This is a genomic window from Candidatus Aminicenantes bacterium (genome assembly GCA_026393855.1).
In the GTDB taxonomy this organism is placed as follows: Bacteria; Acidobacteriota; Aminicenantia; order Aminicenantales; family UBA4085; genus UBA4085.
On sequence record JAPKZJ010000087.1, the window covers coordinates 1 to 24,361 of the forward strand.

Sequence of the window (24,361 nt, forward strand, 5' to 3'; positions counted from 1 at the left end):
GGAGGAGGATGGCAAAGCCCCGGAGTATATTTAGGGTCATACTGAGCGGCGCCTTTACCCCGATTTGAAAATCGGGGTTTTGTGCCGCGAACGTATGGGGCCGACATCCGAGGAGGATTCATGAAGAAGGCGATCGTCTCCCTTGCTTTGGCCCTGGCGGTGTTGACCGCGATCGCGGCCGCCCAAACGCCGACCTACGTGGGCGCCGACAAATGCGCCCTTTGCCACAAGACCGAAAGGCAAGGCCTGCAGTTCGTGATCTGGCAGGGCGCCAAACACGCCAAGTCCTTCGCCACCCTGAGCTCCCCGCAGGCCGCCCAGAATGCCCAAGCCCTCGGTGTCGCCAAGCCCGCGGAAGATCCCAAGTGCCTCAAGTGCCATGCGCCTCTCCACGACAAGGCCCCCGCCCTCATGGCCGAGGGAGTGACCTGCGAGGTCTGCCACGGCCCCGGCTCCGACTACAAGGCCCTTGCGGTCATGAAGAATCGCGAGGAATCGGCCAAGAAGGGGCTCATCCTCTTTCCGAACCCCGACGACATCAAGGCCCAGTGCCTGAAGTGCCACGAGAACGCCCATGGGCTGACCTTCGATTTCGCGGCCGCTTGGGCCAAGATCAAGCACCCCATTCCGGCCAAGTGACGGGGCCGGATCTCCGGCTCCCCATCCGTCCCGGCCGGCCGGCCCGTGCGGCGGCCCGGGACTCCGAACCGCGTGAGTTTTCCCGTCGTTGAGAGAAATATCTATTTATTCTGAAGCTGGAAGGCGTCGATAATCCGGCGCAGTTCGCGGGCCGCGGCTTCCGGATCGGAAGCGGCCATGATCGCCGAAACGACGGCCAGTCCGTCGGCGCCGGCCGCCAAAACCGCGGCGGCGTTGGCGGCGTTGAGGCCGCCGATGGCCGCCAGGGGAAGCGCCGTCGCCGCCCGCAGGCACCGCAGCCCCTCCGGCCCCCAGGCCGGACCGGCATCCCCTTTGGTCGGCGTGGGAAAGATGGGGCCCACGCCCAGATAATCCGCACCCCGGTTCGCGGCCGCAACGGCCTGGGCCGGATTCTCCACCGACAGCCCGATAATCGCGTCCGGGCCCAGGATGCGGCGGGCTTCCTCTGGAGGCGCATCGCTCTGCCCTAGATGGACCCCGTCGGCGCCCGATGCAAGAGCGACGTCGACGCGGTCGTTGATGAGGAGCGGGACGCGGCTGGGAGCCAAGAGGGATTTCAGACGGACGGCCGTTTCGATGAACGCCGCCGTCGCGAGCCTCTTCTCGCGAAGCTGAACCGCCGTCACGCCGCCCCGGACCGCCGCGGCCACGACATCCTCGAGGAAACGGCCCGCGGCCAGATCCCGGTCGGTGATCAGATACAGGCGCAGATCGAACGGCCGGGTCACCCTTCCTCCAGACGCAGGCGCGACCGGACGGCCTCTGCGCTTAGGGCGTAAAGGGCGTCGAGAAACCGGACTTGGAGCGAAGCTGGACCGGACGCGCCTTCCGCCGCCATCTCGCCGGCAATGCCCATGACGGCCATGGCGTGGACGGCCGCCGCAAAGGGCGAGGGGTTGACCGCGGTAAAAGCCCCGGTCAGAGCGGTCGCGACACAGCCCAGGCCGGTCACCCTCGGCATCAAGGGATGGCCGTTGGCCACTCGAACGAGAGCGGCCGGCCCGACGATGATGTCCACGGGGCCGCTGACGCTGACGACCGGGCCGAAGCGGCCGGCCAGCATCCGGGCCGCTTCCAAAGCGTCGGCGGGATCATGGCGGCTGTCCACGCCCTTGGTCCCGGCCTCGGCCAGGGCCAAGGCCCGGATTTCGGAGGCGTTGCCGCGCAGCACCGCCGGGCGAGCTGTTTCGAGCAAAGCCAGCGCGGTCTCGGTCCGAAAGCGGGTGGCGCCCGCCCCGACCGGGTCGAGGACGATCGGGATGCCCGCGGCCCGGGCCGCCGCCGCGGCCAAGCCCATCGCTTCGATCCAGGGCCGGCTGAGCGTCCCGATGTTGAGGACCAGGGCCCGGGCGAGCCCGGCCATCTCGGCCACTTCCTCGGGGGCATGGGCCATGACCGGCGAAGCTCCCAGGGCCAGCAGCGCGTTGGCGGTCAGGCTCATGGCCACATAGTTGGTGATGTTGTGAACGAGCGGGCGCTCGGCCCGGATCCTCTCGATGTCCCGCCAGATCCCCTGGGCGTCGGTCATAGCGTCCTCCTGATTCCCGAGCCGCTTCCCGCACCGGCCCGGAAGCGAAAAAAAAGGCCGTCTCCCCCGGCTTCGATCAGACGGAGGAAACGGCCTTGGAACGTCGTTACTTCTTGGTCGCGCAGCCGGCGCAGCCGGTGCAACCGGTCTCGGCCATCGGGCCGGCGGCCGGGGTCTTCTTCATCTCTTTCATGTCCTTCATGTTCATATCTTTCATCTTGGCCGCATGCTCCTGGATCTTCTTGACCGTCTCGGCGTTCTTGGAGGTCAGGGTGATGACGACACCGTTCTTGGTCGTTTCGATCTTGCGCTCGACGTCGGGGAGCATCATCGGGCAGCCGGCCATGCCTTCCATGCCGGCGGCCATCTTCTCGTGCATCATGCCCTGGCCCTTCATCATGCCGGCCATCGGCTTGGCCTCGGCGGCCAGATACTTCTCGGGCTCCTTGGCGAAGGAGGTCTTGCAGCCTTCGCTGCAGAAGTAATAGGTTGTGCCCTTGTATTCGTAGGTCCACTTGGCCGTGGCCTTGTCGACCGTCATGCCGCAAACGAGGTCCTTGGCCTTGGACGGATCGACGGCCTGGCCCTGCATCATCTGGCCGTGCATCATGCCCTGGCCTTTCATCTCGCCCATGGGCTTGGTCTCGGCCCCGGGGGCCAAATACTTCTCGGGGTCCTTGATGAAGGACGTCTTGCAGCTCTCCCCGCAGAAGTAATAGGTCGTGCCTTTGTAGTCGTAGGTGTATGTGGCGGTCGATTTGGTCACCGACATGCCGCAGACGGGGTCCTTGGCCTTGTCCGGGCCTTGGGACGCGACCAGCCAACCGCCCGCCGCCACGAGAAGCAGCAGGACGAGAATCAGCAAGCTCGATTTCTTCATTGGAACCTCCGTTCGATTCGGCCCCCCGAGGGGCGGCCGTTGAACGCCTATTATACATATTTATGATAGGATAAATCAAACCACCGTTCGCGGGACGCAGGCTTGAAGGCCGGCCTCCTTCAGACGCCGGCCGGGGCGGTCACAGCCGGGGCGTCCGCATCCGGCGCCGGGGGAAGAAATACAGGTTGACGAAGGCGATCAGCCCCAGTCCGGCCAGGCTCACCAGGATTTTCGCAATCATGCCGCCTCCTTCAATCGCCCGGGCGGAAACGCCGGAGGCGAAGGGAATTCGAAACCACCGAGACCGAGCTGAAGGCCATGGCGGCGGACGCCAGCATCGGGTTGAGCAGAAGGCCGAAGAAGGGATAGAGGAGACCCGCCGCCACGGGGATGCCGATGACGTTGTAAAAAAAAGCCCAGAAGAGGTTCTGCTTGATCGTTCGGATCGTCCGACGGCTTAGGGCGATGGCTCGCGCGACGCCGGCCAGATCGCCCCTGATCAGGGTGATGTCGGCGGCTTCCATGGCCACGTCGGTGCCCGTCCCGATGGCGATCCCGACGTCGGCCTGGGCCAGGGCCGGAGCGTCGTTGATCCCGTCGCCGACCATGGCCACCCGGCGACCCTCGGCCTGCAGGGCGCGGATCGCCGCCGTTTTATCCGCGGGCAGCAGCTCGGCCCGAACCCGGTCTACACCCGCCGCCCGGGCCACTGCCTCGGCGGTTCGGCGGTGATCGCCGGTTAGCATGACGACCTCCAGGCCGAGCCCCTTGAGCTTCGCAACGGCGTCCGCCGCCCCGTCCTTGAGGGGATCCGCGATGCCCAGAAGCCCTGCCGCCCGCCCGTCCGCCGCCGCATAGACCGGCGTCTTGCCCTCGCCGGCCAGGTTTTCGCCGCGGGCCGCCAGGCCGGAGGCGTCGATGCCCCGCGACTCCAGGAGGGCCTTGGTCCCGACGAGGACCCGCCGACCTCCCACGACGGCTTCGACCCCCCGGCCTTCGAGGGCCATGAAATCGGCCGCGGCCTCGAGCTCGAGGCCCCGTGATCCGGCGGCTTCGACGACGGCCGAGGCCAGGGGATGCTCGGAAGGACGCTCGGCCGCGGCCATGAGCGAGAGCAGGGCGTCCGCCGTCCAGCCCTCGGCGGGGACGACATCGGTCACCTCCGGCGTTCCCTTGGTCAGCGTCCCGGTCTTGTCGAAAACCACGGTCGTAATCTTATGGGCTGTTTCCAGGCTGGCGCCGTTTTTAATGAGGATGCCGTGCTCGGCCCCCTTGCCCGTCCCGACCATGATCGCGGTCGGCGTCGCCAGGCCCAGGGCGCAAGGGCAGGCAATGATCATCACGGCCACGAAGTTGAGCAGGGCCATGGTCAGCGCCGGCCGGGGGCCGAAATCGAACCACAGGACGAAGGTCAGGACGGCGATCGAGATGACGACCGGGACGAAGACGCCGGCGATCCGGTCCGCCAGCCGTTGAATCGGGGCCTTGGAACCCTGGGCTTCTCGGACCAGGCGCACGATCTGGGCCAATGCGGTGTCCCGGCCGACCCGGGTGGCCTGAAACTCGAAGCTGCCCGTCTTGTTCATCGTCGCTCCGATCACCTCTCCCCCGGCTTCCTTGGCCACGGGCAGGCTTTCGCCGGTGATCATGGACTCGTCCACGGCCGACTTGCCTTTGAGCACGACGCCGTCCACGGGAATCCTCTCGCCCGGACGCACCACCAGGATGTCGCCGACAGCGACGTCCCGGACGGGCACTTCGATCTCGCCCGGCCCGCGGACGACATGGGCCGTCGCCGGCTGCAGCCCGATGAGCCTGCGGATGGCGTCCGAGGTGCGGCCTTTAGCCCTCGCTTCGAGCAGGCGCCCAAAAAGAATCAGAGTGATGATCACGGCCGAGGTGTCGAAATAGACGTCGGGCTTCAGACCGCCGCGGGTGAAGAGCGCCGGCGCCACGGTCGCTGCAACGCTGTAGCCGTAGGCGGCGGAAGTGCCGACGGCGACGAGAGTGTTCATATCCGCGGTCCGGTGGCGGAAGGCGGACCAGGCGCCTTGGTAAAAGCGACCGCCGATCCAAAACTGGACCGGGGTGGCCAGGGCCCAGAGGAGAAGAGGCGAGCCCAGCCACGCCGGGAAGCCCGGGATGAGGTGTCCCAAGCTTCCAATCAGGACGGCGGCGCTGAAGGCCAGACCGAAGAGGAACCGGGAGCGGAGCCGCCGCCAATCGCGGTCCCGCAACGCGGCTTCGACGTCCTCCTCCTCGCCCTCGTCGGAGGCTCGGACCACACCATAGCCGGCCGCCTCGATCGCCGCCTCGATCTCGGCCCGCCGGATTTCGTTGGGCAGATACTCGACGGTCGCCCGATTCGTGGCCAAATTGACGGCGGCCGTCAGGACGCCCTTGACGGCGAGCAGGGCTTCCTCGACCCGGCGGACGCAGGACGCGCAGTGGAGGCCCTGGACCGCGATCTCGACCTTGGCCGAGGCCACTTCATAGCCGGCCCGGCGGACGGCCTGAACAAGATCCGCGGCTTTCACCAGCCGGGGCGAGAACAGGACGCTGGCCCGGGCCGAGGCGAAGTTCACCCCGGCTTCGTCCACCCCTTCGATGTCGGATAAGGCCCGCTCGACGGAACGGGCGCAATTGGCGCAGCTCATCCCCGTGACCGGAATCTCAAGGCGGGTCGCTCCGGGGGCGGCGGGATTCTTCTCCCGCGGGGTAGGGGGTGCCATGGGCTCCCGGGAACCCGTCCGATATTTCTCGGGATCGATAGCCATGTTGAACCTCCTTAGCGCCGAGCCCGGAAGCGGCCCAGTACGTCCACGATCTCCGCGATCTTCCGATCCTGGTCGTCCCGGTCACGTCCGGCCAGCGAGTCGCGGACGCATGTCCGCAGGTGCCGGGCCAGGATGTTCTCCTCGACCTTGGCCAGCGCGCCGGCGATGGAGCGGATCTGGGTCAGGATGTCGATGCAATAGCGCCCGTCATCGACCATCTTCCGGACGCCCTGGACCTGGCCTTCGATCTTGCGCAGACGGCCGGCGTCGTCCGAGGGGGGCTTGGGTGGGTGGGTCATGGGATTCTCCTCGCCCATTATACCATACCCCCCTATAGTATATGCACGAGTCGGACGCATCCCCTCCCGACCGGCCAAGGAGTCCGAGCCGCACGACTTCCTCTTGCTCGGCCTCCAGGTCCACCTGATGGCCGGAGCGAGGTCCGACTTCGGGACGAAATTCTTGATCGCCGGCGGCATTTCCTACTAACCGGGCATCTGATAGAATACCCGCCCGGTCGGATCTCCTCTGTTCCCCCTTCCGGAAAAGATTGGCCATGAAGAAAAAGCTCATCCCCGGCTGGCTTCTGATGGCGGGACTCGGCGGCTTCTCCCTGCTGATCCAAAACCTCATCACCGCGGGCGGCAAACACCCCCTGGAAGCCTCGGCCGTCGCCGTGATCCTGGGCCTCGTTCTGCGCAACTTCGGCCTCGTGCCGAAGATCTTCCTCCCCGGCCTCAAGCAGTTCGAGATGTTCCTCATCTGGGGCGTCATCCTCATCGGGGCCACCCTCAACTTCAGGGATTTCCGGACCCAAGGGGCGCGGATGCTGGCCGTCATCCTGGTCACCATGTTCGTCAGCTTCGTCGTCATCTACGCCCTGGCCAGGGTCTTCAAGCTCCCGGCCGCGCTTGCGACCCTGCTGGCCGTAGGGACGACCATCTGCGGCGGCTCGGCCATCGCCATCACCGCGCCGCTCATCAAAGCCCGCGAGGAGGAGACGAGCTACGCCATCGGCACCATCACCCTGTGGGGCCTTCTGGCGATCCTCGTCTATCCGCAGATCGCCCGGCTGCTGGGCGTCGGCGACGTCGCCTTCGGCGTCTTCGCCGGCACGGCCATCCACTCCACCCCGCAAGTCGTCGGGGCGGGGTTCATCTATTCCGACCTGGCCGGCCGGACCGCCACCGCCGTCAAGCTGGTCCGCAATTGCTTCATGGCCCCGCTGGCCTTCCTGATCGCCGCCGGCTGGACCCGAGCCCGGATCCGGGCCTCCCGGGATGAGAAGCGCCCGGTCAACGCGGCCAAGGCCTTCCCCTGGTTCTTGTTCGGCTTCTATCTCATGGCCGGGCTCAACACGGCCGGATACTTCACCCAAGCCGGCTTGGACGGCCTGACCTGGCTGGGCAAATTCCTGATCACCATCTCCATGGCCGGCATCGGGCTGAACACCCTGGTCAAAGCCTTCAAAGCCGTCGGGTTCAAACCCCTGCTGGTCGGCTTCCTCGGCGCGGTCGTCGTGGCCGGGGTGAGCGCGGGGATGATCGCTCTGCTGCTCTGATCCCGATCGGCCGGATTAAACGATCGTCCCGCCGCCGAGGACGACGTCGCCCTCGTAGAAGACCGCCGCCTGGCCGGGGGTGACCGCGCGTTGGGCCCGCTCGAACTCGACGACGATTCTCGCGCCTGCCTCGGGGTGCAGGACGGCCTTGGCTTCGGCGTGCCGGTAGCGGATCTTGACCGAGGCCGGCCGCGGCGCCGCAAGCCCCGCGATCCCGACCCAATTGAGATCCTCGACGACGAGGCTCCGGCGGAAGAGGGCCTCGTTCGGCCCGGCCGTGATCCGGTTGGCCGCGGCATCGATGCCGACGACATAGAGCGGCCGCGGCGCGGCGATGCCGAGACCCTTGCGCTGGCCGATGGTGTAATGGGCGATCCCGGCATGGCGGCCGAGCGGCCTCCCGGCGAGGTCGACGATGGCCCCCGGCCGGAACGCCTCCGGGGCGCGCGCCCGCAGGAACCCGGCGTAATCGTCGTCGGGGACGAAGCAGATCTCCTGGCTCTCCGGCTTATGCGCGACGGGCAGCCCCCACCTCTCGGCCAGGGCGCGGACTTCCGGCTTGCGCAGGGAACCGACCGGGAACAGCGTCTTAGCCAGGACGGCCTGGGTCAGGGGGAAGAGGAAGTAGGACTGGTCCTTGTCGGGATCGAGGCCTTTGCGCAACAGCCAGCGGCCCGAGCCCGCGTCGCGCTCGACCCGGGCGTAGTGGCCGGTGGCCACGACCGTCGCGCCGAGCCGGCTCGCCCGCCGCAGGAGCGGCCCGAACTTGACGAAGCGGTTGCACCGGAGGCAGGGATTGGGCGTGCGGCCGCGGGCGTATTCCGAGACAAAATCCTCGATCACCGCCTTTTCGAACGTCCGCCGGAAATCGGCCGTGTAAAACGGAATGCCCAGGGCCGCGGCGACGGCGCCCGCATCCCGCCGGGCACTCGATCCGCAGCAGCTTCGCAGCTCCTCCGAAGCGCAGACCGCCCGGGGCAGGCCGAACAGGTTCATGGTCAAGCCGATGACCTCATGACCCGCTTCCCGGAGCAGGGCGGCGGCGACGGAGGAATCCACGCCCCCGCTCATGGCCACGACAACGGGGCCGTGAACGGACTCATCGTCGGCCGGGCTCCGTTCGATCCCTGGAACGCGTTGTGCTATCATTTGCCGAGGCTATTTTATCACGGCCCGGGAGAAGACCCATGAAAACCTCGCGCCTATTCGTCGCCGCCTCGGCTGCCGTCCTGCTCGTATCCGGCTCGGCGTTCGCCCAGCTCAGCCTGGAGATCAACGTCGGGTACGGCACCTATGTCTCGGCCTGGAAGGACGCCGCATATATCCACGCCTATTCGCCGCGCTTCCTCTACGGCACGGCCGTCACGTCGGCCCTTCAAACCCTGCGTCTCAACGCCGACGCGGCCGGCAGCGGATCGTTCGGCCTGACCCTGTTCAGCGGCCGCTTCGGCATCCAGATCCAGTACCACGAGTTCGACCCCGCAGTCTCGGGTTGGAGCTCGACGCACGAGGCCTCGGTGACTTACACATCCATGCAGCCGCCGGACTATACGCCGACCCAGTTCACCCAGAACTCCTCCACCCTCATGCCCGAGCCCTCCGGCCAGCTGAACGAAAAAGCCTTCAGCCTGAACGCCGTCTACCGGCTCCGCCTGCCGGGTTGGTTCAGCCTGGACCTGTCGGCGGGGCTGACCTGGTTCAACGTCCAGGGCGAGATCGGGGTCTTGGGGTATTGGAAATACTGGCTGGGCGGCCACTCGGTGCTGTTCTCCGAAAACTACCAGATGGCCATGCATATCGAGACGTTCAACCGGATCGGAGGCAACGCGGCGGCGACCTTGAACTGGCATATGGGCAGCAACGCGGCCCTCTGGATCGAAGCCCGCTGGTTTCTGGCTCCGGAGACCGAGGCCGGGCTGAGCTTCGAACCGATCGACGCCGCGGACGCCATCATGGCCTTCGATCCGATCGAGGACGTCTTCCCGGCCGGCCGGCTTCTCGTCAAGCCGGCCTTCTTCCGCTTCGCCGCGGGCTTCCGGATTTCGATCTGACGAGGACGAGGCGACGGTGCGACGCCGAACGGGCGGGGCCGGCGCAGCCTTCCTACGCTTCCATTTGCGGGTCGGGGTCCGGGTCGGCCTGCGCCTCCTGGCCCCGGTCCTGGCCGGCCTGTTCGCCGCCTATTATCTGCTCCGCCCCGAGCTGGTCCTCCTGCTGGCCGAGCACCTGCTGAAGAGCGGGGACTCGATCCGGCGCGGCCTCTCGCTGGCCGTCGTGACGGGGCTGGTCGGCGCCGCCGTCTCTCCCCGGGTGACACTGGGCCTAGGCGGATGGATCCGGCACTTGCCCGCGTCCTCCCGGACCCAGCGGCTCCTAGCCGCGGCGTCCCTCCTGACGGCCGAGCTTCCGATTCTGTTACCGCTCGGTACGGCGGCATTCATCTTACCCGACAAAAACGGCTCCGGATCGGCCTGGGCGGCGGCCGGAGGAATCCTCGCCTCGGCGTTTTTCATGGCCCTGTACCTTCTTCCGGTCCGGCAGCCGCTCTGGGCCTCAGGCCTGGGTTTGACGGCCTGCATCCTGGCCGGTTCGGGACAACCGCTCCTGCTCGCGGCGGCCGCGGCGGCGGCCTTCCTGGCCGATCGGGCCTCGGGGCCTTTCCTGGGGCGAGGCCGGACGGTCCGCCGCTTCGGCCGGCCGGCCGCCGGCTCTGCCGCCTTCGGCTTCCGCCTGAGCCTCCGCGCGGCCGGAAGCGGGATTCTCTGGGCCCTCATACCCACCGGCTTGGCCCTCGGTTGGGCGGCGCTTTTTCTCGGCAACAATCCCCTCGCACCCGGCCCGGCCCGGGCGGCCGTCCGCTTCGCGGCCGGGGCCGGACTGGCCGGCGCCCTGGCCGTCTCCGCCGCCATCCTCGGAAAGAGGAGGCCGCCGTGGCCTTGGAGCCGTTCGCTGCCCCTGGGCTCGCGGCGGCGCGTATTCGAGGACGCCCTATTCCTGGCCGGCCCGGCCGTCGCGGGGTTGGCCGCCTTCGCCGCATTTTCTGCGGCCGCCCTTCCGGTCGCAGGGCTCCTGCCCTACGCCGTGCTCCGGGCCTCGGCGGCTCTGCGGCCGTCCATGGAGACGCCGCGGAGCCCCGTGCCCGGCCTGGTCTTGGAGCTGATGCTGGCCGCGGCTTTAGCGGCGCTCGTCCCGGCCGTCCTTGGATTATTTCCCGTTCTGGCCATCCCTGCCTGGCTGGAGGCGGCGCGGCGGGAGCGCGCCGTCAAAGTCGGCCGCTGGCTGGAGCGGCGCTACTCCGCGGCCGGCGATTCCCTGACTTGGAGCTCGCGATGATCGTTTTCGAAGAAGTGACTTTCGGCTATGATCCGGGCCGGCCGTTCCTGCGCGGCCACAGCGTAACGATCGGCCCCGGCTTGACCCTGGTCGTGGGCCCCAATGGGGCCGGCAAGAGCTCCTGGCTGAAGCTGGCGGCGGGGGTCGAGCCGCCGGACGCCGGTCGCATCCTGATCGACGGATGCGACCTCTGGCGGGAGGAAGCGGCGGCCCGGGCCTCGCTGGCCTATCTCCCCGAACAGCCGGATTTGACCCCCTACGCGACCATCCGGGATATTCTCCTGCTCGTCTGCGGCATCCGCCGCCGCCCGCGGGCCGAGGCCGACGAGGCGCTGGCCCGCTTTGGACTGATCCGGTTCGCCGGGCGCTCCGTGCGGGAGCTTTCGCTGGGCCAAAAACGCAAGGCCGTCTTCGCGGCGGCCTTCATCGGTTCGCCTTCGCATCTTCTCCTGGACGAGCCGCTCGAGGCGATGGATCGGACCGCCCGCGACCTGGTCGTGGCTTGGGTTATAAGGCGGAAAGCCGCCGGAGCGGCGGCCGTGGTGGTTTCGCACGATATCGAGCCGTTCGCCGCCGCCGCCGACCGCGTCCTGGCGCTGCGCGAAGGGACGGCCGTCCTGCACCCGGATTGGCCGGAGGGGCAGGCGGCACGGCTGGCCTTCCTGGACCGGCTGGCGCGGGGCGAAGCGCCGGCTTAGGCGCCGCCCTACCGTTTACGATTCGGGCCGCGGAAGAAGGTGTAGAGCGAACAGAACCCGATCGCCGACGTGATCAAAAGCAGGACCGCCAAAACTCCCAAAACGATGGCCCAGGTTCCCTTGAGGGCCCCGGTCAGAATCAGGGCGGCCAAGCCCAAGGCGATGATCAGGCGGATGATGCGATCGAGGGGGCCGACATTGGTCTTCATGGGATGCTCCTTAAAGGGTTGCCGACTTATATATAATATATTTGTTATATATAAAGTCAAGCCCGCGCCGGGCCCTTCCCGCGTTGCGGCCGGACCCGGTTTGTGGTAATATTTTCCGGCTTCATACCGTCTCCAAGGAGCTCACATGTCCGGTCATTCCAAATGGGCCTCGATTAAGCATAAAAAGGGCGCCGCAGACGCCAAGCGCGGCAAGATTTTCACCAAGATCATCCGCGAAATCGCCGTGGCCGCCCGAGCCGGCGGCGGCGATCCGGACATGAATCCCCGCCTGCGTACGGCCATCCAGGGCGCCAAGAACGCCAACATGCCGGCCGACAACGTCAAACGGGCCATCCAGAAAGGCACCGGCCAGCTCGAAGGCGCCCAATACGAAGAAGTCATCTACGAAGGCTACGGCCCCGGCGGCGTGGCGATCTACATCACGGCTCTCTCGGACAACAAAAATCGGACGGTCTCCGAAATCCGCCATATTTTCCTCAAGAACGGCGGCCAGATCGGGACCCAGGGCTGCGTCTCGTTCCGGTTCAAACGCGGCGGCTACATCGACATCGACAAGGAAAAAGCCTCTGAGGAACAATTGATGGACATCGCCCTAACGGCCGGGGCCGAGGACATCAAGGACGACGGGGACACCTGGGAAGTCATTACTACGCCGGAGAAATACGAGGCCATTCTGGAGGCGATCAAGGCGGCCGGGATCGAAGTGGCGGATTCCAGCGTCGGTTACATCCCCCTGGACTATACCAAGGTCGAAGGCAAACAGGCCCACCAGGCCCTCAAGCTGGTCGAGGAGCTTGAGGACCACGACGACGTCCAAAGCGCCGCCGCCAACTTCGATATCGACGCCAAGGATATCGCGGAGTACGAGAACTCCTGACCGGGGCACCCCTCCCATGCGGGTCCTCGGCATCGACCCCAGCAGCCAGGCCACGGGCTACGGTCTGATCGAATCGGACGGCGGCGACGCGACGGTGCTCGCCTACGGCGCCATCAAGCCGGCCCGCAAATCCGGCCTCCCCGGCAAGCTTCTGGAGATTCGAGCCGGTGTGGCCGAGCTCATCGCCCGTCATCACCCAGAGGAAGTCGCCGTCGAAAATCCATTTTTCGCCCGCAACGCCCGGACGGCGCTCATTTTGGGCCAAGTCCGCGGCGCGGTCCTGGTGGCCGTGGCCGAAGCGGACCTGCCCCTCTTCGAATACTCCGCCCTGGAGATCAAAAAGGCCGTGACCGGCTATGGCCAAGCCGAGAAGAACCAGGTCGGGGTGATGATCCGAGCCTTGCTGCGGATCGAAGACGAAAGCATGGAGGAGGACGCCGCGGACGCCCTGGCCTGCGCCCTCTGCCACCTGAATACGCGGCTGTTCCAGAAGAACGTGGAAGCTTCGTCCCGCTGAACAGGGGCCTGAGCGGCAGCCGTCAGACGGCGAAGCGGAAATTGATGATGTCCCCGTCGCGGACGGGGTAATCCTTGCCTTCCAAGCGCAAAGTCCCATCAGACTTGCAGTCCTGGAGGTTGCCCTTGGCGGCAAAATCCTCGTAGCCGACGACCTCGGCCCGGATGAATCCCCGCTCGATGTCGGAATGGATGACGCCGGCAGCCCGGGCAGCCGGAGTGCCGGACCGGATCGTCCAAGCCTTGACCTCGTCGCCGCCGACCGTGAAAAACGAAACCAGCCCCATCAGCGCGTAGGCCGTGGCGATAAGCTTGGCCCGGGCCGGGCGCTCGATCCCGAAGTCCTGGAGAAAGCGTCGGGCGTCCTCCTCGGGCAGCTGGCGGATCTCCATCTCCAGCCGGGCCGAGAGGGCGATGACGGCGGAATTCAAGCCTTCCAGCCAGGGCTTGAAGGGGCGGAGCGCTTCGGCTTCCGTTGAGATGTCCGCTTCGTCCAGGTTCAGGGCCACGATGAAGGGCTTTTGGGTCAGGAACCGGTAGCCCCGCAGGAGAAGCTCCTCGTCGGCCGTCAGGTCCGCCCGCCGTAGCGGCGTCTCGGACTCCAGAAAGGCCCGGCACCGCTCCAGGGCGGCCTTCTCCCGGACGTCGCGGTCGGACTTCTTGGCCGCGATCTGCTTGACCAGCTTCTCCAGACGGCTCTCAATGACGCCGAGGTCGGCCAACAGGAGCTCCGCCTCGATATGGCGCAGGTCGCGGAGGGGATCGATAGACTCGAGGGGATGGGCCACCGCGGGATCGCGGAAGCCGCGAACCGCGGCCAGCAGAGCGTCGGCGGCCCGGAGCTTGCCCAAGGCCTGCTCAGCGAAGCCCGTCCGTCCGGGCTCGCCCGAAGTCAGGCCGGCCGTCTCGCTGAATTCGATGGCGGCGAAAGTCTTTTTCTTCGGCTTATAAACGGAGGTCAGATTTTCGACCCGGAGATCGGGGACTTTGACGACGGCTACGGGCTCCGTCCCCTTGGCGGCGGCCTCCCCGGTGCCAAGCCCGGTCAGGGCGCTGAAAAGCGAGGACTTCCCGGATTGGGGCAGTCCGATCAGGCAAATCTTCACGTTTTTTTCCTTCGGGGGATATCAGGCGAAGCAAGAATCGTCATTATACAGGATTCCTTCCAAAAAACAAGGCTTTCATGGGAAAAACGCCTAAACTTGTCTCCGCTTCCTGCGTATAATAAGGACGAGGAAAAGCCCCGGACATGTCACATCCCCTCCCCGTTCTCGCCGCCAGCGTCATTCGCCATCCCGCCATCCTGCGGGCCCGCCCCTCCGTCAATCGATTTCTGCTCCGCTATATGATGAAGTTTCGGCCGCGACGGGTCGGCGGGCATGTCATTCTTCATTCCCATCTCCCCCCGCTCAACAGCCGGGCCTACGGCCGCTTCGTGCGCGAGCATCTGCTGGGCGGTAGCCGGGGGCCTTCCCACGCCCAGATCGGACTGACCGATGCCTGCCCCCAGCACTGCGCCTACTGCTACAACAAGGGCCGTCAAGGCGTGGCCATGGACGCAGCAACCCTCCGGCGGACGATCTCCGACTTGAAGGCTCTCGGCGTCTTCTGGCTCGGGCTGACCGGCGGCGAGCCGTTGCTCAACCGCGAGATCGTGGATCTGACAGCCGTGGCATCCCCGGACTGCGCCGTCAAGCTGTTCACGACCGGGATGGGGCTGACCCCAGCCCTGGCCGACGACCTCCGGCGCGCCGGGCTCTTCTCGGTCTCGGTCAGTTTGGACCATGGGACGGCCGAAAAGCACGACGCCATCCGGGGATATCCGGGTGCCTTCAACGCGGCCATGCGGGCCATCGGAATGTTCAAGGAGGCCGGCCTTCATACCGGAGTCTCGGCCGTCCTTTCGACCGGGATGATCCGAAGCGACGGCGTCGAGCCGTTTCTGGAATTCCTGAACGGCCTGGGCCTCGACGAGGCCTGGTTGAGCGAGATGAAGCCATCGCTCCAAGGCCCGTCCGATCCGGCCGCCATCGCCACCGCCGAGGAACGCCGAAGCCTGATCCGTCTACAGGATCGCTGGAACCGGTCGGCCCGAATGACCGTCAACTACCTGGGACATTTCGAAGCCGGCGCCCATTTCGGCTGCAACGCCGGGACGAAGATGATCTATGTCGACGCCTTCGGCGAGGTCAGCCCCTGTGTCTTCGCACCGCTTTCGTTCGGCAACGTCCGCCAGACGCCTCTCGCCGCGATCTGGGACGACATGCGCTCGTCGTTCGCCCCCGGCGAAGATTGCTTCATGCTCCGCAACCAGGGCCTGTTGCGGAGCCGGGCCGGAGCCGGCCTGCCGATCGCGCCCTCAGCCTCGCGGGAGCTGGTCAAGGAAATCCATCCCGAGGCCCCGGGGCGATTCGTCGGGCTTCTCGATCGAAGCCGAAGGAGTTCCACATGAGTCCCAAGATGATTCGAGCGGCCGGAATCGCTTGCGGTCTGACTTTTGCCGGAGTCGGGACGATCTTCCTCTTCAGCCCGGACGCCGTCTTGCGGCTCATGAATTCGCTCGGCCGTTCGTTCGGACTGCCCGAAGCGCCGCTCGCAGGCGCCGGGTTCTACCTCGCCCTGGCCGTCGGCTATATGGCCGTCGTGACCATCCTGTCCTTCATGATGGTTCGGCAGCCCGGGAATCCGGCCTATGCCCTTCTCCTGAGCCAAGCCAAGGGCGCGTCCAGCCTGCTTTCGATCGGGCTGTTTTTCTTCCATCAGAGAGCCTTCGTCTACCTGGCCAACGGCATCGTGGACGGAGCCCTCGGGCTGTTCGCCTTCCTGATCTACCGATCGGTCCGGAAAAGCCCCGCCGCCGCGAGATCATGAGCCTGCGCCTGCGGCTCGCCGCGCTGTGGCTCCCGCGCGTCGTCCGCGAGAGGTTTTTTCTCGAGCTGGCCGAGCGGACAGCCAGGGCTTTCGAATCGTCCGCGCCGAACTTGAGTGGTCTTTCCGGCGAACCCGCTCGGCTCGCCTTCGCCCGCTTCACCCAGGAGAAGGCGGCCGGCCTCCAGGCCGACCCGCCGGCCCGGGCTCGGGCCGAAGCAAGGCTGCGGGAGGAATCCGTCTCGTTCGGCCGGCGGCTTGGGTCCGTCCTCGGCGTCCGAACCCGGGCCGACGTCCTGCGGGCGGCCCGCCTTCTCTATCGCTCGATCCGGATCGATTTCGCAGCCTCCGCGTCAGGCGGGATTCGCATGACGGCCTGTTCGTTCGCCGAGACCTATTCGCCGGCGACCTGTCGGACGATCGCCGCCCTGGATGAGGGCCTCCTCGTCGGCTTGGCCGGCGGGGGGCGGCTGGCCTTCACGTCCAGACTGACCGAGGGAGCCGAGGCCTGCCGAGCCCAATTCGATTTTCCGGAGTCGCTCCCTTGAAGACCGCTATCGTCGTCGGGAGCGGGGCCGGAGGGGCCGCGGCCGCCCGCGAGCTTCAGGGCCGCTTTAACGTCACGATCCTCGAAGCCGGGCCCGAATTCCGGCCGTTCGGCTGGAGCCTTCGAATCCCCACGGCCGCCAAGCGGGCTCGGCTGCTCTTCGACGTCCGGGAGATCTCGCTTCTCTTTCCGGCCATGAAGATCGATCGGGCCGGGGACGGGATGATCCACGTCCGAGGCATCGGGACGGGCGGAACGACGACATTGGCGACGGGCAACGGCCTTCGCTTGGACCACGACCTCAAGGCCTTGGGGATCGATCTGGGCCCGGAGTTCGATGACCTCGGACGGGAGGTGCCGATCACGACGGATCACCGCCGGCTCTGGCGGCGGACGACGCGGGAACTTTTCGCCGCCGCCGAAGCCATGGGCCTGGATCCCCGTCCGACGCCGAAAATGGGCCGCCATGAGCACTGCCGCAATTGCGGCCGCTGCGTCCTGGGCTGTCCGTACGGCGTCAAATGGGACAGCCGCGAATTCCTGAAGGATGCGCTGGCCAAAGGCGCGAAGCTGGAAACCGGCGCCCATGTCGAGCGTCTCGAGATGCGGGGGGGCGAAGCGGCCGGAGTCCGGGTTCGCAGGGGCCTCCGGAGCCGATTCATGCCCGCGGATGTCACGGTCCTGGCGGCGGGGGGGTTGGGAACCCCGGTCATCCTCGCCGCGTCCGGATTCCCGGGCGAACCCCGGCTTTTCGTCGACCCGGTCCTCTGCGTCGCAGCCCGCCGTCCGGGGGCGGGCCAGAACGCGGAGCTTCCGATGCCGTTCTATGCCCAGCGAGACGGCTATATGATCTCGCCCTATTTCGATCATCTCAGCTATTTTTTCAACCGGCGCTGGACCGCACCGGCCGGGGATATCCTGAGTCTGATGATCAAGCTGGCCGATCAAGGCCGGGGCTCAATCGAAAGACGGCGCCTGCGCAAAACGCTGACCCCGGAGGACCGGGCCAAGTTGGCGGAGGCGACAGGGCTTTGCGAGGAGCTATTCGGTCGTTTGGGCATCCCCAAGAACCGCTTGTTCCTCGGCACCCTCAACGCCGGGCATCCCGGAGGGATGTATCCGCTCACCCGGGCCGAAGCCAAAACATTCCATCACGATCGCCTGCCGGGCAACGTCTTCCTCGTCGACGCCTCACTCTTGCCCGCCGCGCTCGGCCGCCCCCCCATCCTGACCATCCTGGCCCTGGCCAAAGCGGTAGCCCGTAAGATTCCTTCGTAAGGAGCCGGGCGCCGATTCACGCCGCTCCCCCGGCCGCCCTCGCCTTGCCTCGGTCGTGAGTCGCCTTAAACCCGCGGCTTCGGGATCTGTTCGACAAAAACGATCCGGAACTCGGTGCCGCCGTCCCGGATCAATTCAAGAGTCCCGTCCAACTGTCCGACCAGGAGATTGACGAGCTGTAAGCCCATCGATTCCGCCGCCCGATAATCAAGGCCGGCGGGGAATCCGGCGCCGTCGTCCCGGACCGCCAGAAGCAGCCGGCCGTCCTGCAGGCGTTGAAATTTGATCATGACCTCGCCGACCCGCCCATCGGGGAAGCCATGCTTGATGGAGTTGGAGACGAGCTCGTTGACGATCAGCCCGCAGGGAATGGCATTGTTGATGTCCAGGAGGATCGCCTCCGTCTCCCGCCGCAGACTGATGCGGCGCAAATCGACGGCCAGGAATTGGAACAAGTGGACGGCCAGGCTCTCAATGTAGTCGGCGAAATCGATCCGCGACAAGTCGCCCGATCGATAGAGCTTTTCATGGACGATGGACATCGTCCGGATCCGGCTTTGGCTCTCCTTGAGGAGCTCGGCCTGGATCGGGTCCTTGAGGCTCCGGGCCTGCAGGTTGAGCAGGCTGACCATGATCTGCATGTTGTTTTTGACCCGGTGATGGACCTCCCGCAGGAGGATCTCCTTCTCCCGCAGGGAGGCTTGGACGAGCGCTTCGGCCTTCTTGCGCGGGCTGACATCGGCCATGATATGGACGGCGCCGGTCAAGACGCCGCTCTCATCCAGGATCGGATCGACCGCCACATACATCCAGCGGCCTTGTTCGAAGACTTCGGCCTCCTCGTGGCTCTTCGAGGCCAGCATTCTCTGGAACGGGCAGTCGGGTAAGAAGCTTTCCAGGCCATGGACCATCCGGTGGCATTTTTCCCCAATGATCTCGGCTTCGGGCTTGTTCAGAAACCGCTGATGGGCCTTGTTGCATTGGAGCATTCGCCCGTCGGCGTCGAGCAGGCAGATGGCGTCGGTGATGGCGTCGAAAGTCGATTTCCAGCGGAGGGCGGACTCGTGCAGGTCCTCGTCGGCCCGCCTCTTCTCCCGACGGTTCCGAGCTTCCGCCATCTCCCGCCGGATGGAGGGGGCCAGCCGACCCGGCTTGTCCTTCATGATGTAATCGACGGCGCCCGCCCGCATGGCCTCGATGGCGATGTCCTCGCCGATAGTCCCCGAGACGAGAATCACGGGGATATCCAGGCCCGTCTCTTTGATCAAGGCCAAGGCTGCGGTGCCGCTGAAATGGGGCAGAGCATAGTCCGCCAGAACGATGTCCCAGGCCCGCTGCCGCAAAGCGTTCCGCAGCCCCCCGGCCTCTTCCACCCGAATCCAATCCGGGTCCAAGCCATCCGCCTTCAGCTTGCGGATGATGAGGACGGCGTCGTCCTCGGAATCCTCGACCAGTAGAATTCGGACTGAATCGGACAAAGTCAACCTTCTTTCAGCGGCGGCGATTCGTTCAAGAGCAGCCAGTACAGCCCCAGATGCTTGATGGCTTCGTTGAACTGGTCGAAGTCCACGGGCTTGCGGACATAGCTGTTGGCGCCCAGCTTGTACCCGTTTAAAATGTCGCGCTCCTCCTTGGACGAGGTCAGGATGACCACGGGCAGGAGCTTGGTCCGCTCCTCGGCCCGCAGGCGTTTGAGGACCTCCAATCCGTCCACCTTGGGTAGCTTGATGTCGAGGAGGACGACGACGGGCAAGGTCGGAAGAGCCTCGCCCTCGGCCCCTGAGCCGAACAAGTGGGCCAGCGCCTCAACCCCGTCATTCACGACCACGACCTGGTTCGTGATGTTGTTTTTCTTGAGCGATCGCAGCGTCAAGACCACGTCGTCCGGGTTGTCCTCGACCAACAAGATGCTTTTTTCACTCATGGCGCCTCTCTTTTCCGATATCGAGGGTGAAATAGAAAACGGCCCCCTGATCGACAACCCCTTCGGCCCAGACCCGGCCGCCATGGCGGCGGACGATCCGCTGGACCGTAGCCAGGCCGACTCCTGTGCCGGGGAATTCGTCCTTTGCGTGCAGGCGCTGGAAGGGGGCGAACAGCTTCCCGGCATAAGCCATGTCGAATCCGACGCCGTTGTCGCGGACGAAAAAAGCGGTCGTCCCCTCGACGGCCTCGGACCCGAACTCTATCCGGGCGTCGGAACGCTTTGAGGTGAACTTCCAGGCATTCTCGATCAGGTTCTCCAGTGCCGCCTGCAGGAGGCGCACGTCGCCGCGGGCGGTCAGGCCGGGGGCGATAACGACGTCAACCGTCCGCTGAGGCCAGGCCCCAGCCAGCGCAGCGGCCGCCGACTCCGCCAGCCGGCTTAAGTCGACGTCCTCGACGCGCAGATCGGCTTTGGTCACCCGAGCCAGATTGAGCATGTCGTCGATGAGATTCCCCATGGCTTGGACATTGGCCCGGATCCGGCGCAGAAAGACGCGGCCTTCCTCGTTCAAGCTCCGATCCTGTTCCTCCAGGACGGCCTGGCTGAAGCCGTCAATGATTCGAAGCGGCGCCCGCAAGTCGTGGGAGACGGAGTAGCTGAAGGCCTCGAGCTCCGCGTTGGCCGCTTCGAGCTGAGCCGTCCGCTCGGTGACCCGCCGTTCCAGGTCGGCGTTGAGCCGCCGGACCGCTTCCTCAACGCTTTTCCTAGCCGTGATGTCGCGGGAGACAACCACGACCCCCACGATATCGCCGGCCTCGCTCCGGATGGGATTGTGGGTGACCTGGAAATAGCGCCGGAAGAGCTCATCATCGCCCGAGAACGATTCGTCGGTAATGCTCTCGCCCCGCAAGACGCGCTCCAGATTGGCCCGGGCCGCTTTCCGGTCTTCGGCCACGGTCATGGCGTCGTAGAACCACATCCCCGGCCGGATGTCCTTTCCATAGAGGGCCTTCATGGCCGCGGCATGGCCGCTGTTGAAGCTGGTGTAGCGAAAGTCACGGTCCAGCGAAAAAATCAGGGCTTCCGTGCTTTCTTGGACGCCCCGCAGGACCTCGTTCCTTTTTTGGATCTCGGCTTCCGCTCGGCGGTGGTACTCGGCCCGCTCGCGCCGTTCGAGCCAACTCAAGCCCAGCCCCGCCGCGGCGATCAGGACCAGGCAGAGGCTGGCCATGAGGAATCCCTCCCGGCGGAGAGGGGCCCTGATCTCGGCCAGATCGACTTTGGCGATCAGGAACCAAGGCGAATCCGGAATTCTTCGGATCGCGGACAGAACCGGGACGCCCCGGTAGTCCATTCCCTCCACCTCGCCTTCGGTGCCCCGAACGGCCATGGCCGCGGGCAGATTAACGTCTCCGCCCGACATCCGCAGGTGCAAAGCCGTGTTCCGGCGATGCCGCAGCTCGTTGAGGTAGAGAACGTCTTGGCCTTCGCGCCGGACGAGAAGCGTTTCCGCCGAGCGGCTGGGCGTCGGCCAAGTCTGAATCAGGGGGTAAAGAAAGTCGGCGGGATCGGAGCGCAGCACGATCGTCCCGACGGCCGGGCCCGTTGGAGAGGGCGGAGAGAGGGGGACGAAAACGTCGATGTGAACGGCCCCATCGGAGGCCGCTTCCTCCAAGTCTCCAAGGGCGGCGATCCCCGTCTTTCCAATGGCTTGGGCTCGGCGCAAGGCTTGTTCGCCCGGCGGCTCATCCGGCCTCCCGCCCCGCCGGATCAGAACCCGGCCGTCGGGATCCAGAAGCCAAGCCGATCGATATCGATACACATCGCAAAGCTTCGATAGAAAAGTCCCGAGCTCGCTCGCTAAACCGGTCAAACGCGGATTGGCAATGAAGCGAGCCGCCTGGGCGGCGAGGAAGGGATTGCCGGAAAGGGCGACGGCGTCGCCCAGCCTTTCGTACCGCCACATTTCGATTTCGTGAGACTTCAAGGCGGCAATGGCGGCCAAATCGCGCTTATAGCCGGCCTCGAGACGATGCTTCTGGCCCTGGAAGAAGTATATGCCCGCCGCCGCGATCCCAGCCGCCAGGAGCAGAAAGGCGAAGAAAAACCCCCCGAAAAAGCCCGCGGCTCCCCCGGGTTTCGACTTTCCGGAAAACGTGCGCTTTATCATCTATCCGGTCTCGAACCGATCCGTTGGAGAGACGGCGCGAGAAGTCGGAAACCTTGAAGCGGACATCACAAGTTGACGCGTGGAGTATAATCCGGCCCCGGGACCGAGTCAATCCGCCCCTGGGGCAGAGAGCCGGAGGCCCGGAGCCGATTCTATCGCACGACGATCTCGTCGACGAAGACCCAGGACGCGCCCCCGGCCGAAGGGTGCCAGCTCGGATTGGCCTTGGTTCCCTCGACCCGGAACCGGATGAACCGGACGCCGGCCAAGTCCACGATCCATTCGAAATTCCGGATCAAGGCCTCGCTCCGTTGGTCGCCGTCGATCTCCGTGACGCCGATCGGCCGCCATTCGGCCCCGTCCGCGGACGCCTCGCAAGTCACCCGGCGGGGATGGAAGATCCAGCTTTTCGGGTCGTAGAGTGTGCTCAAGGCGATGGAACGGACCCGGCGCACCTCGCCCAAGTCCAGACGGAGGCTGAAATCGGCCGCCTCCCAGCCCAGCCAATGAACTTTATAATCGCCCGCCCCCCGCACCCCGTTGGTGAGCAAAGCCAGGTCGCCGCGGCCGTATTTGGCCGCCGGGGCCGGATCGGCCTCGACCTTGCGGCGAAAAGCCAGGTTGCCCTCGACTTGGACGTCGATGAACCGGCGGACGGCGTCGTAATAGGCCTTGGGGGCCAGGCCCGACTCGTTGAGGCTGCGCACCCCGGCATCTAGGCAGGCGGTGAAGAAGGCGTCTAAAAGGCGGCCCTTCTCCGGCCGCGGCTCGAACCGGCCCTGGTCCTCGGCATAGAATCCGCGCGGGCCGAACATGTCGGCCTTGCCGATCTCGAGCTCGGCGTATTGGAGCGGGAGCCGGGCGGCACGGACGCGGCGGAGGCGCTCGGGATCTGCAGCGACGGCCTTCTCGGCCAGGTCGAAGACGGCGTCGTAGACGGCGACCCTCTCGGCCGAGAGAAAGCCTTCGGCGTGGGCGTTGGGCGGCTCATAGATGTCGAGCTTGGCGCCCGAGACGGCCAGGGCCTCCCGATAGGAATCGATGATGTGGCGGATGAAAGGCGCCGCGGTCCCGTAATACCCGGCCAGAAAATCGTTGATCGCCGCGTCGACGTCCAGGTCGGGGTTCCAGAGGAGCTTCGCCAGGATCCAACCCTTGAGCTCCGAAAACTCGTGCCCCGGCGAGGTGTTGGTCTGCTGAAAGTGCTGCCGGGCGCCGTTGCGGGCAAAGAAGCGCAGATTGGGCTGCAGGACGTGGAGGTTGGGAAAGGGCGAGACTTGGTGGGCGAAATCGACGGTGTAATCCCAGAGATAGAGATTCTTCGTCAACCGGCTCCAATCTTCTATGTCGCGGACGAAGGAGGCGCTGGAGGGATCCTCGGCGATCGGCAGGCTGCGATTAAGCTCGATCGTGCAGAGCATGATCTGGACGTTGGCCGCCGGCTTCGTCACCCTGGGCGCGGGCCGGGAGAACTGATAAGCCAGAGTCGAGATGATCTTGTCCGGGAAGCGGGCCGCCAGGCGGTTGACGAGCCTCAGGATCGGGCCGGCCGGCGTCCCCTCTTCGGCGATGATTTTCAGGCAGTCCGGGCACCGGCAGTAGGAAGAATTGTCGTTCTGGCTGACCGACCAGACCTTCTGGTCGGGTTGGGCGGCCATCTCCTTCGCCAGCCGATCCGCCAGAAGGTCGAAGACTTCGGGCCGCGAGGGGCAGAGCTGGTCGATAATGCGCTTGCCGTTCATCAGGGCGTAATAGTCGGGATGATCGGCGAAGAACTCGGCCCAAGGCAGAAGCCGGTTGAAGGTGTGGACATAATAGCCCTTGGCGAACATCTCCTCGGTTCCGTCCAGCCGCAGCCAGTCCCTATAGTCTGGGTCTTGGACAAAGTCGCCGTTGACGCAGCGAAAATCGTTGGCCGGATTGTCCAGATCGAAGACGCGCCCCAAGGCCAGCGACGCGGAAACGGGGAAAAAGTCGGCCGTCGGGCTGTATTTGCGGCAGCCGAAATATTTTTCCAGAAGATGAACGACGCCGTAGATCGAGCCCTTGCCGCCGCCCGAGAGGATGTAAACGGCCCGGTTGGAGACGACATCGAGGTATCCTCCGGGTTTCAGCCTGGCGGCGGCCGGACGGAAGGAATCGGGATAGACGCCCAGCCCGTACCCGATCCATATCTCGCCGTCCGGGACGGGCTTGGCCTTGTCGACGATCGGAAGCTCCGCCCCCGTCATCCGGCGCACGGACTCCCGCAGGATCTCCGCCGCCCGCCGATCCGCGGCCGAGGCGCCCGGCGGCAGGGCGATGACACAAGCGGGGCGGCCGTCCCGGACCAGAGCGAATCCCGGGACCGCGGCTTGGCCGCGCGGCCCGCCCGCGAAAAGGCCGGAGGCGGCAAACGCGAAAGCGATGAGGGCGAAAACCGAGCGGGCTCCGGATCGAAGCATCATGGGCCTTCTTCTCCTGGACTGGGAGGGCTGACTCTATTTATACGATGATGCCGGCCGGCGTCAA

23 protein-coding genes are annotated in these 24,361 nt (G+C 65.9%); 11 read left to right on the forward strand and 12 right to left on the reverse strand.

Annotated elements, in window-relative coordinates; translation table 11 throughout:
* Nucleotides 1–120: 120 nt before the first annotated feature.
* Nucleotides 121–639: a multiheme c-type cytochrome gene (locus NTZ26_10310; protein ID MCX6560888.1), complete on the forward strand. Its 519-nt coding sequence runs from the start codon at nucleotides 121–123 to the stop codon at nucleotides 637–639.
* Nucleotides 640–740: 101 nt separating this feature from the next.
* On the opposite strand, the gene thiE is transcribed toward NTZ26_10310, so the two are convergent.
* The 5 genes from thiE to NTZ26_10335 form a co-directional block, all read right to left on the reverse strand.
* The gene (gene thiE / locus NTZ26_10315; protein MCX6560889.1) at nucleotides 741–1,388 is read right to left on the reverse strand and encodes a thiamine phosphate synthase; all 648 of its coding nucleotides are present in this window, start codon (nucleotides 1,386–1,388) and stop codon (nucleotides 741–743) included.
* A complete protein-coding gene (gene thiM / locus NTZ26_10320) occupies nucleotides 1,385–2,188 on the reverse strand; it encodes a hydroxyethylthiazole kinase (protein MCX6560890.1) in 804 nt (267 codons plus the stop codon). The genes thiE and thiM overlap by 4 nt, the downstream gene beginning before the upstream one ends.
* 106 nt (nucleotides 2,189–2,294) lie before the next feature.
* Entirely contained in the window at nucleotides 2,295–3,068 is a 774-nt protein-coding gene (locus NTZ26_10325; GenBank protein MCX6560891.1) for a YHS domain-containing protein, read from the reverse strand.
* 251 nt (nucleotides 3,069–3,319) lie between these two features.
* Nucleotides 3,320–5,800, reverse strand: a complete 2,481-nt coding sequence (locus NTZ26_10330) for a heavy metal translocating P-type ATPase (protein ID MCX6560892.1) — start codon at nucleotides 5,798–5,800, stop codon at nucleotides 3,320–3,322.
* A gap of 56 nt (nucleotides 5,801–5,856) precedes the next feature.
* Nucleotides 5,857–6,144, reverse strand: coding sequence for a metal-sensitive transcriptional regulator (locus tag NTZ26_10335; protein MCX6560893.1), 288 nt, complete (start codon nucleotides 6,142–6,144; stop codon nucleotides 5,857–5,859).
* Nucleotides 6,145–6,401: 257 nt separating this feature from the next.
* On the opposite strand from NTZ26_10335, the gene NTZ26_10340 reads away from it, so the two are divergent.
* Complete coding sequence (locus NTZ26_10340) at nucleotides 6,402–7,406, forward strand: putative sulfate exporter family transporter (GenBank protein ID MCX6560894.1); 1,005 nt, start codon at nucleotides 6,402–6,404, stop codon at nucleotides 7,404–7,406.
* Between the two features lie 15 nt (nucleotides 7,407–7,421).
* Here NTZ26_10340 and mnmA read toward each other — a convergent pair whose 3' ends face one another.
* A complete protein-coding gene (mnmA, locus tag NTZ26_10345) occupies nucleotides 7,422–8,477 on the reverse strand; it encodes a tRNA 2-thiouridine(34) synthase MnmA (protein MCX6560895.1) in 1,056 nt (351 codons plus the stop codon).
* Nucleotides 8,478–8,593: 116 nt separating this feature from the next.
* Here mnmA and NTZ26_10350 point away from each other — a divergent pair, with 116 nt between their 5' ends.
* From NTZ26_10350 to NTZ26_10360, 3 genes are read left to right on the forward strand one after another with little or no spacing between them, the layout of a single operon-like run.
* On the forward strand, nucleotides 8,594–9,457 hold the full coding sequence (locus NTZ26_10350) for a hypothetical protein (GenBank protein MCX6560896.1): 864 nt from the start codon (nucleotides 8,594–8,596) through the stop codon (nucleotides 9,455–9,457).
* Between the two features lie 16 nt (nucleotides 9,458–9,473).
* On the forward strand, nucleotides 9,474–10,739 hold the full coding sequence (locus tag NTZ26_10355; protein MCX6560897.1) for a hypothetical protein: 1,266 nt from the start codon (nucleotides 9,474–9,476) through the stop codon (nucleotides 10,737–10,739).
* The gene (locus NTZ26_10360) at nucleotides 10,736–11,437 is read left to right on the forward strand and encodes an ABC transporter ATP-binding protein (protein ID MCX6560898.1); all 702 of its coding nucleotides are present in this window, start codon (nucleotides 10,736–10,738) and stop codon (nucleotides 11,435–11,437) included. The genes NTZ26_10355 and NTZ26_10360 overlap by 4 nt, the downstream gene beginning before the upstream one ends.
* A gap of 8 nt (nucleotides 11,438–11,445) precedes the next feature.
* On the opposite strand, the gene NTZ26_10365 is transcribed toward NTZ26_10360, so the two are convergent.
* Nucleotides 11,446–11,646, reverse strand: a complete 201-nt coding sequence (locus NTZ26_10365; protein ID MCX6560899.1) for a DUF2892 domain-containing protein — start codon at nucleotides 11,644–11,646, stop codon at nucleotides 11,446–11,448.
* A gap of 145 nt (nucleotides 11,647–11,791) precedes the next feature.
* On the opposite strand from NTZ26_10365, the gene NTZ26_10370 reads away from it, so the two are divergent.
* A complete protein-coding gene (locus tag NTZ26_10370) occupies nucleotides 11,792–12,544 on the forward strand; it encodes a YebC/PmpR family DNA-binding transcriptional regulator (GenBank protein MCX6560900.1) in 753 nt (250 codons plus the stop codon).
* Between the two features lie 16 nt (nucleotides 12,545–12,560).
* Nucleotides 12,561–13,061 (forward strand): crossover junction endodeoxyribonuclease RuvC, encoded by a 501-nt coding sequence (gene ruvC, locus NTZ26_10375; GenBank protein ID MCX6560901.1) that lies wholly within the window; start codon nucleotides 12,561–12,563, stop codon nucleotides 13,059–13,061.
* A gap of 22 nt (nucleotides 13,062–13,083) precedes the next feature.
* On the opposite strand, the gene ychF is transcribed toward ruvC, so the two are convergent.
* On the reverse strand, nucleotides 13,084–14,166 hold the full coding sequence (gene ychF / locus NTZ26_10380; GenBank protein MCX6560902.1) for a redox-regulated ATPase YchF: 1,083 nt from the start codon (nucleotides 14,164–14,166) through the stop codon (nucleotides 13,084–13,086).
* Nucleotides 14,167–14,309: 143 nt separating this feature from the next.
* On the opposite strand from ychF, the gene NTZ26_10385 reads away from it, so the two are divergent.
* The 4 genes from NTZ26_10385 to NTZ26_10400 are packed head-to-tail and all read left to right on the forward strand — an operon-like array spanning nucleotide 14,310 to nucleotide 17,753.
* The gene (locus tag NTZ26_10385) at nucleotides 14,310–15,512 is read left to right on the forward strand and encodes a radical SAM protein (GenBank protein MCX6560903.1); all 1,203 of its coding nucleotides are present in this window, start codon (nucleotides 14,310–14,312) and stop codon (nucleotides 15,510–15,512) included.
* Complete coding sequence (locus NTZ26_10390) at nucleotides 15,509–15,931, forward strand: hypothetical protein (protein MCX6560904.1); 423 nt, start codon at nucleotides 15,509–15,511, stop codon at nucleotides 15,929–15,931. The genes NTZ26_10385 and NTZ26_10390 overlap by 4 nt, the downstream gene beginning before the upstream one ends.
* A complete protein-coding gene (locus NTZ26_10395) occupies nucleotides 15,928–16,476 on the forward strand; it encodes a hypothetical protein (protein ID MCX6560905.1) in 549 nt (182 codons plus the stop codon). The genes NTZ26_10390 and NTZ26_10395 overlap by 4 nt, the downstream gene beginning before the upstream one ends.
* Nucleotides 16,473–17,753 carry a GMC family oxidoreductase N-terminal domain-containing protein gene (locus NTZ26_10400; GenBank protein ID MCX6560906.1) on the forward strand — a complete coding sequence of 427 codons (1,281 nt, stop codon included), beginning with the start codon at nucleotides 16,473–16,475 and terminating at the stop codon, nucleotides 17,751–17,753. The genes NTZ26_10395 and NTZ26_10400 overlap by 4 nt, the downstream gene beginning before the upstream one ends.
* Nucleotides 17,754–17,818: 65 nt before the next feature.
* Here NTZ26_10400 and NTZ26_10405 read toward each other — a convergent pair whose 3' ends face one another.
* The 4 genes from NTZ26_10405 to NTZ26_10420 all read right to left on the reverse strand — a co-directional run bounded on the left by NTZ26_10405 (nucleotide 17,819) and on the right by NTZ26_10420 (nucleotide 24,297).
* Entirely contained in the window at nucleotides 17,819–19,231 is a 1,413-nt protein-coding gene (locus NTZ26_10405) for a response regulator (protein ID MCX6560907.1), read from the reverse strand.
* A 2-nt stretch (nucleotides 19,232–19,233) separates the two neighbouring features.
* Entirely contained in the window at nucleotides 19,234–19,677 is a 444-nt protein-coding gene (locus tag NTZ26_10410; GenBank protein MCX6560908.1) for a response regulator, read from the reverse strand.
* Nucleotides 19,670–21,850, reverse strand: a complete 2,181-nt coding sequence (locus NTZ26_10415) for an ATP-binding protein (GenBank protein ID MCX6560909.1) — start codon at nucleotides 21,848–21,850, stop codon at nucleotides 19,670–19,672. The genes NTZ26_10410 and NTZ26_10415 overlap by 8 nt, the downstream gene beginning before the upstream one ends.
* Nucleotides 21,851–22,002: 152 nt before the next feature.
* Nucleotides 22,003–24,297, reverse strand: coding sequence for a DUF4838 domain-containing protein (locus NTZ26_10420; GenBank protein MCX6560910.1), 2,295 nt, complete (start codon nucleotides 24,295–24,297; stop codon nucleotides 22,003–22,005).
* Nucleotides 24,298–24,361: the final 64 nt, after the last annotated feature.

Bases quoted from the DNA above. Each gene is read 5' to 3' on its own strand.
- NTZ26_10310 (MCX6560888.1), top strand. From the start codon at position 121: ATGAAGAAGGCGATCGTCTCCCTTGCTTTGGCCCTGGCGGTGTTGACC.
- thiM (MCX6560890.1), bottom strand. From the start codon at position 2,188: ATGACCGACGCCCAGGGGATCTGGCGGGACATCGAGAGGATCCGGGCC.
- NTZ26_10325 (MCX6560891.1), bottom strand. From the start codon at position 3,068: ATGAAGAAATCGAGCTTGCTGATTCTCGTCCTGCTGCTTCTCGTGGCG.
- NTZ26_10330 (MCX6560892.1), bottom strand. From the start codon at position 5,800: ATGGCACCCCCTACCCCGCGGGAGAAGAATCCCGCCGCCCCCGGAGCG.
- NTZ26_10335 (MCX6560893.1), bottom strand. From the start codon at position 6,144: ATGACCCACCCACCCAAGCCCCCCTCGGACGACGCCGGCCGTCTGCGC.
- NTZ26_10340 (MCX6560894.1), top strand. From the start codon at position 6,402: ATGAAGAAAAAGCTCATCCCCGGCTGGCTTCTGATGGCGGGACTCGGC.
- mnmA (MCX6560895.1), bottom strand. From the start codon at position 8,477: ATGAGCGGGGGCGTGGATTCCTCCGTCGCCGCCGCCCTGCTCCGGGAA.
- NTZ26_10350 (MCX6560896.1), top strand. From the start codon at position 8,594: ATGAAAACCTCGCGCCTATTCGTCGCCGCCTCGGCTGCCGTCCTGCTC.
- NTZ26_10360 (MCX6560898.1), top strand. From the start codon at position 10,736: ATGATCGTTTTCGAAGAAGTGACTTTCGGCTATGATCCGGGCCGGCCG.
- NTZ26_10365 (MCX6560899.1), bottom strand. From the start codon at position 11,646: ATGAAGACCAATGTCGGCCCCCTCGATCGCATCATCCGCCTGATCATC.
- NTZ26_10370 (MCX6560900.1), top strand. From the start codon at position 11,792: ATGTCCGGTCATTCCAAATGGGCCTCGATTAAGCATAAAAAGGGCGCC.
- ruvC (MCX6560901.1), top strand. From the start codon at position 12,561: ATGCGGGTCCTCGGCATCGACCCCAGCAGCCAGGCCACGGGCTACGGT.
- NTZ26_10385 (MCX6560903.1), top strand. From the start codon at position 14,310: ATGTCACATCCCCTCCCCGTTCTCGCCGCCAGCGTCATTCGCCATCCC.
- NTZ26_10390 (MCX6560904.1), top strand. From the start codon at position 15,509: ATGAGTCCCAAGATGATTCGAGCGGCCGGAATCGCTTGCGGTCTGACT.
- NTZ26_10395 (MCX6560905.1), top strand. From the start codon at position 15,928: ATGAGCCTGCGCCTGCGGCTCGCCGCGCTGTGGCTCCCGCGCGTCGTC.
- NTZ26_10410 (MCX6560908.1), bottom strand. From the start codon at position 19,677: ATGAGTGAAAAAAGCATCTTGTTGGTCGAGGACAACCCGGACGACGTG.
- NTZ26_10415 (MCX6560909.1), bottom strand. From the start codon at position 21,850: ATGATAAAGCGCACGTTTTCCGGAAAGTCGAAACCCGGGGGAGCCGCG.
- NTZ26_10420 (MCX6560910.1), bottom strand. From the start codon at position 24,297: ATGATGCTTCGATCCGGAGCCCGCTCGGTTTTCGCCCTCATCGCTTTC.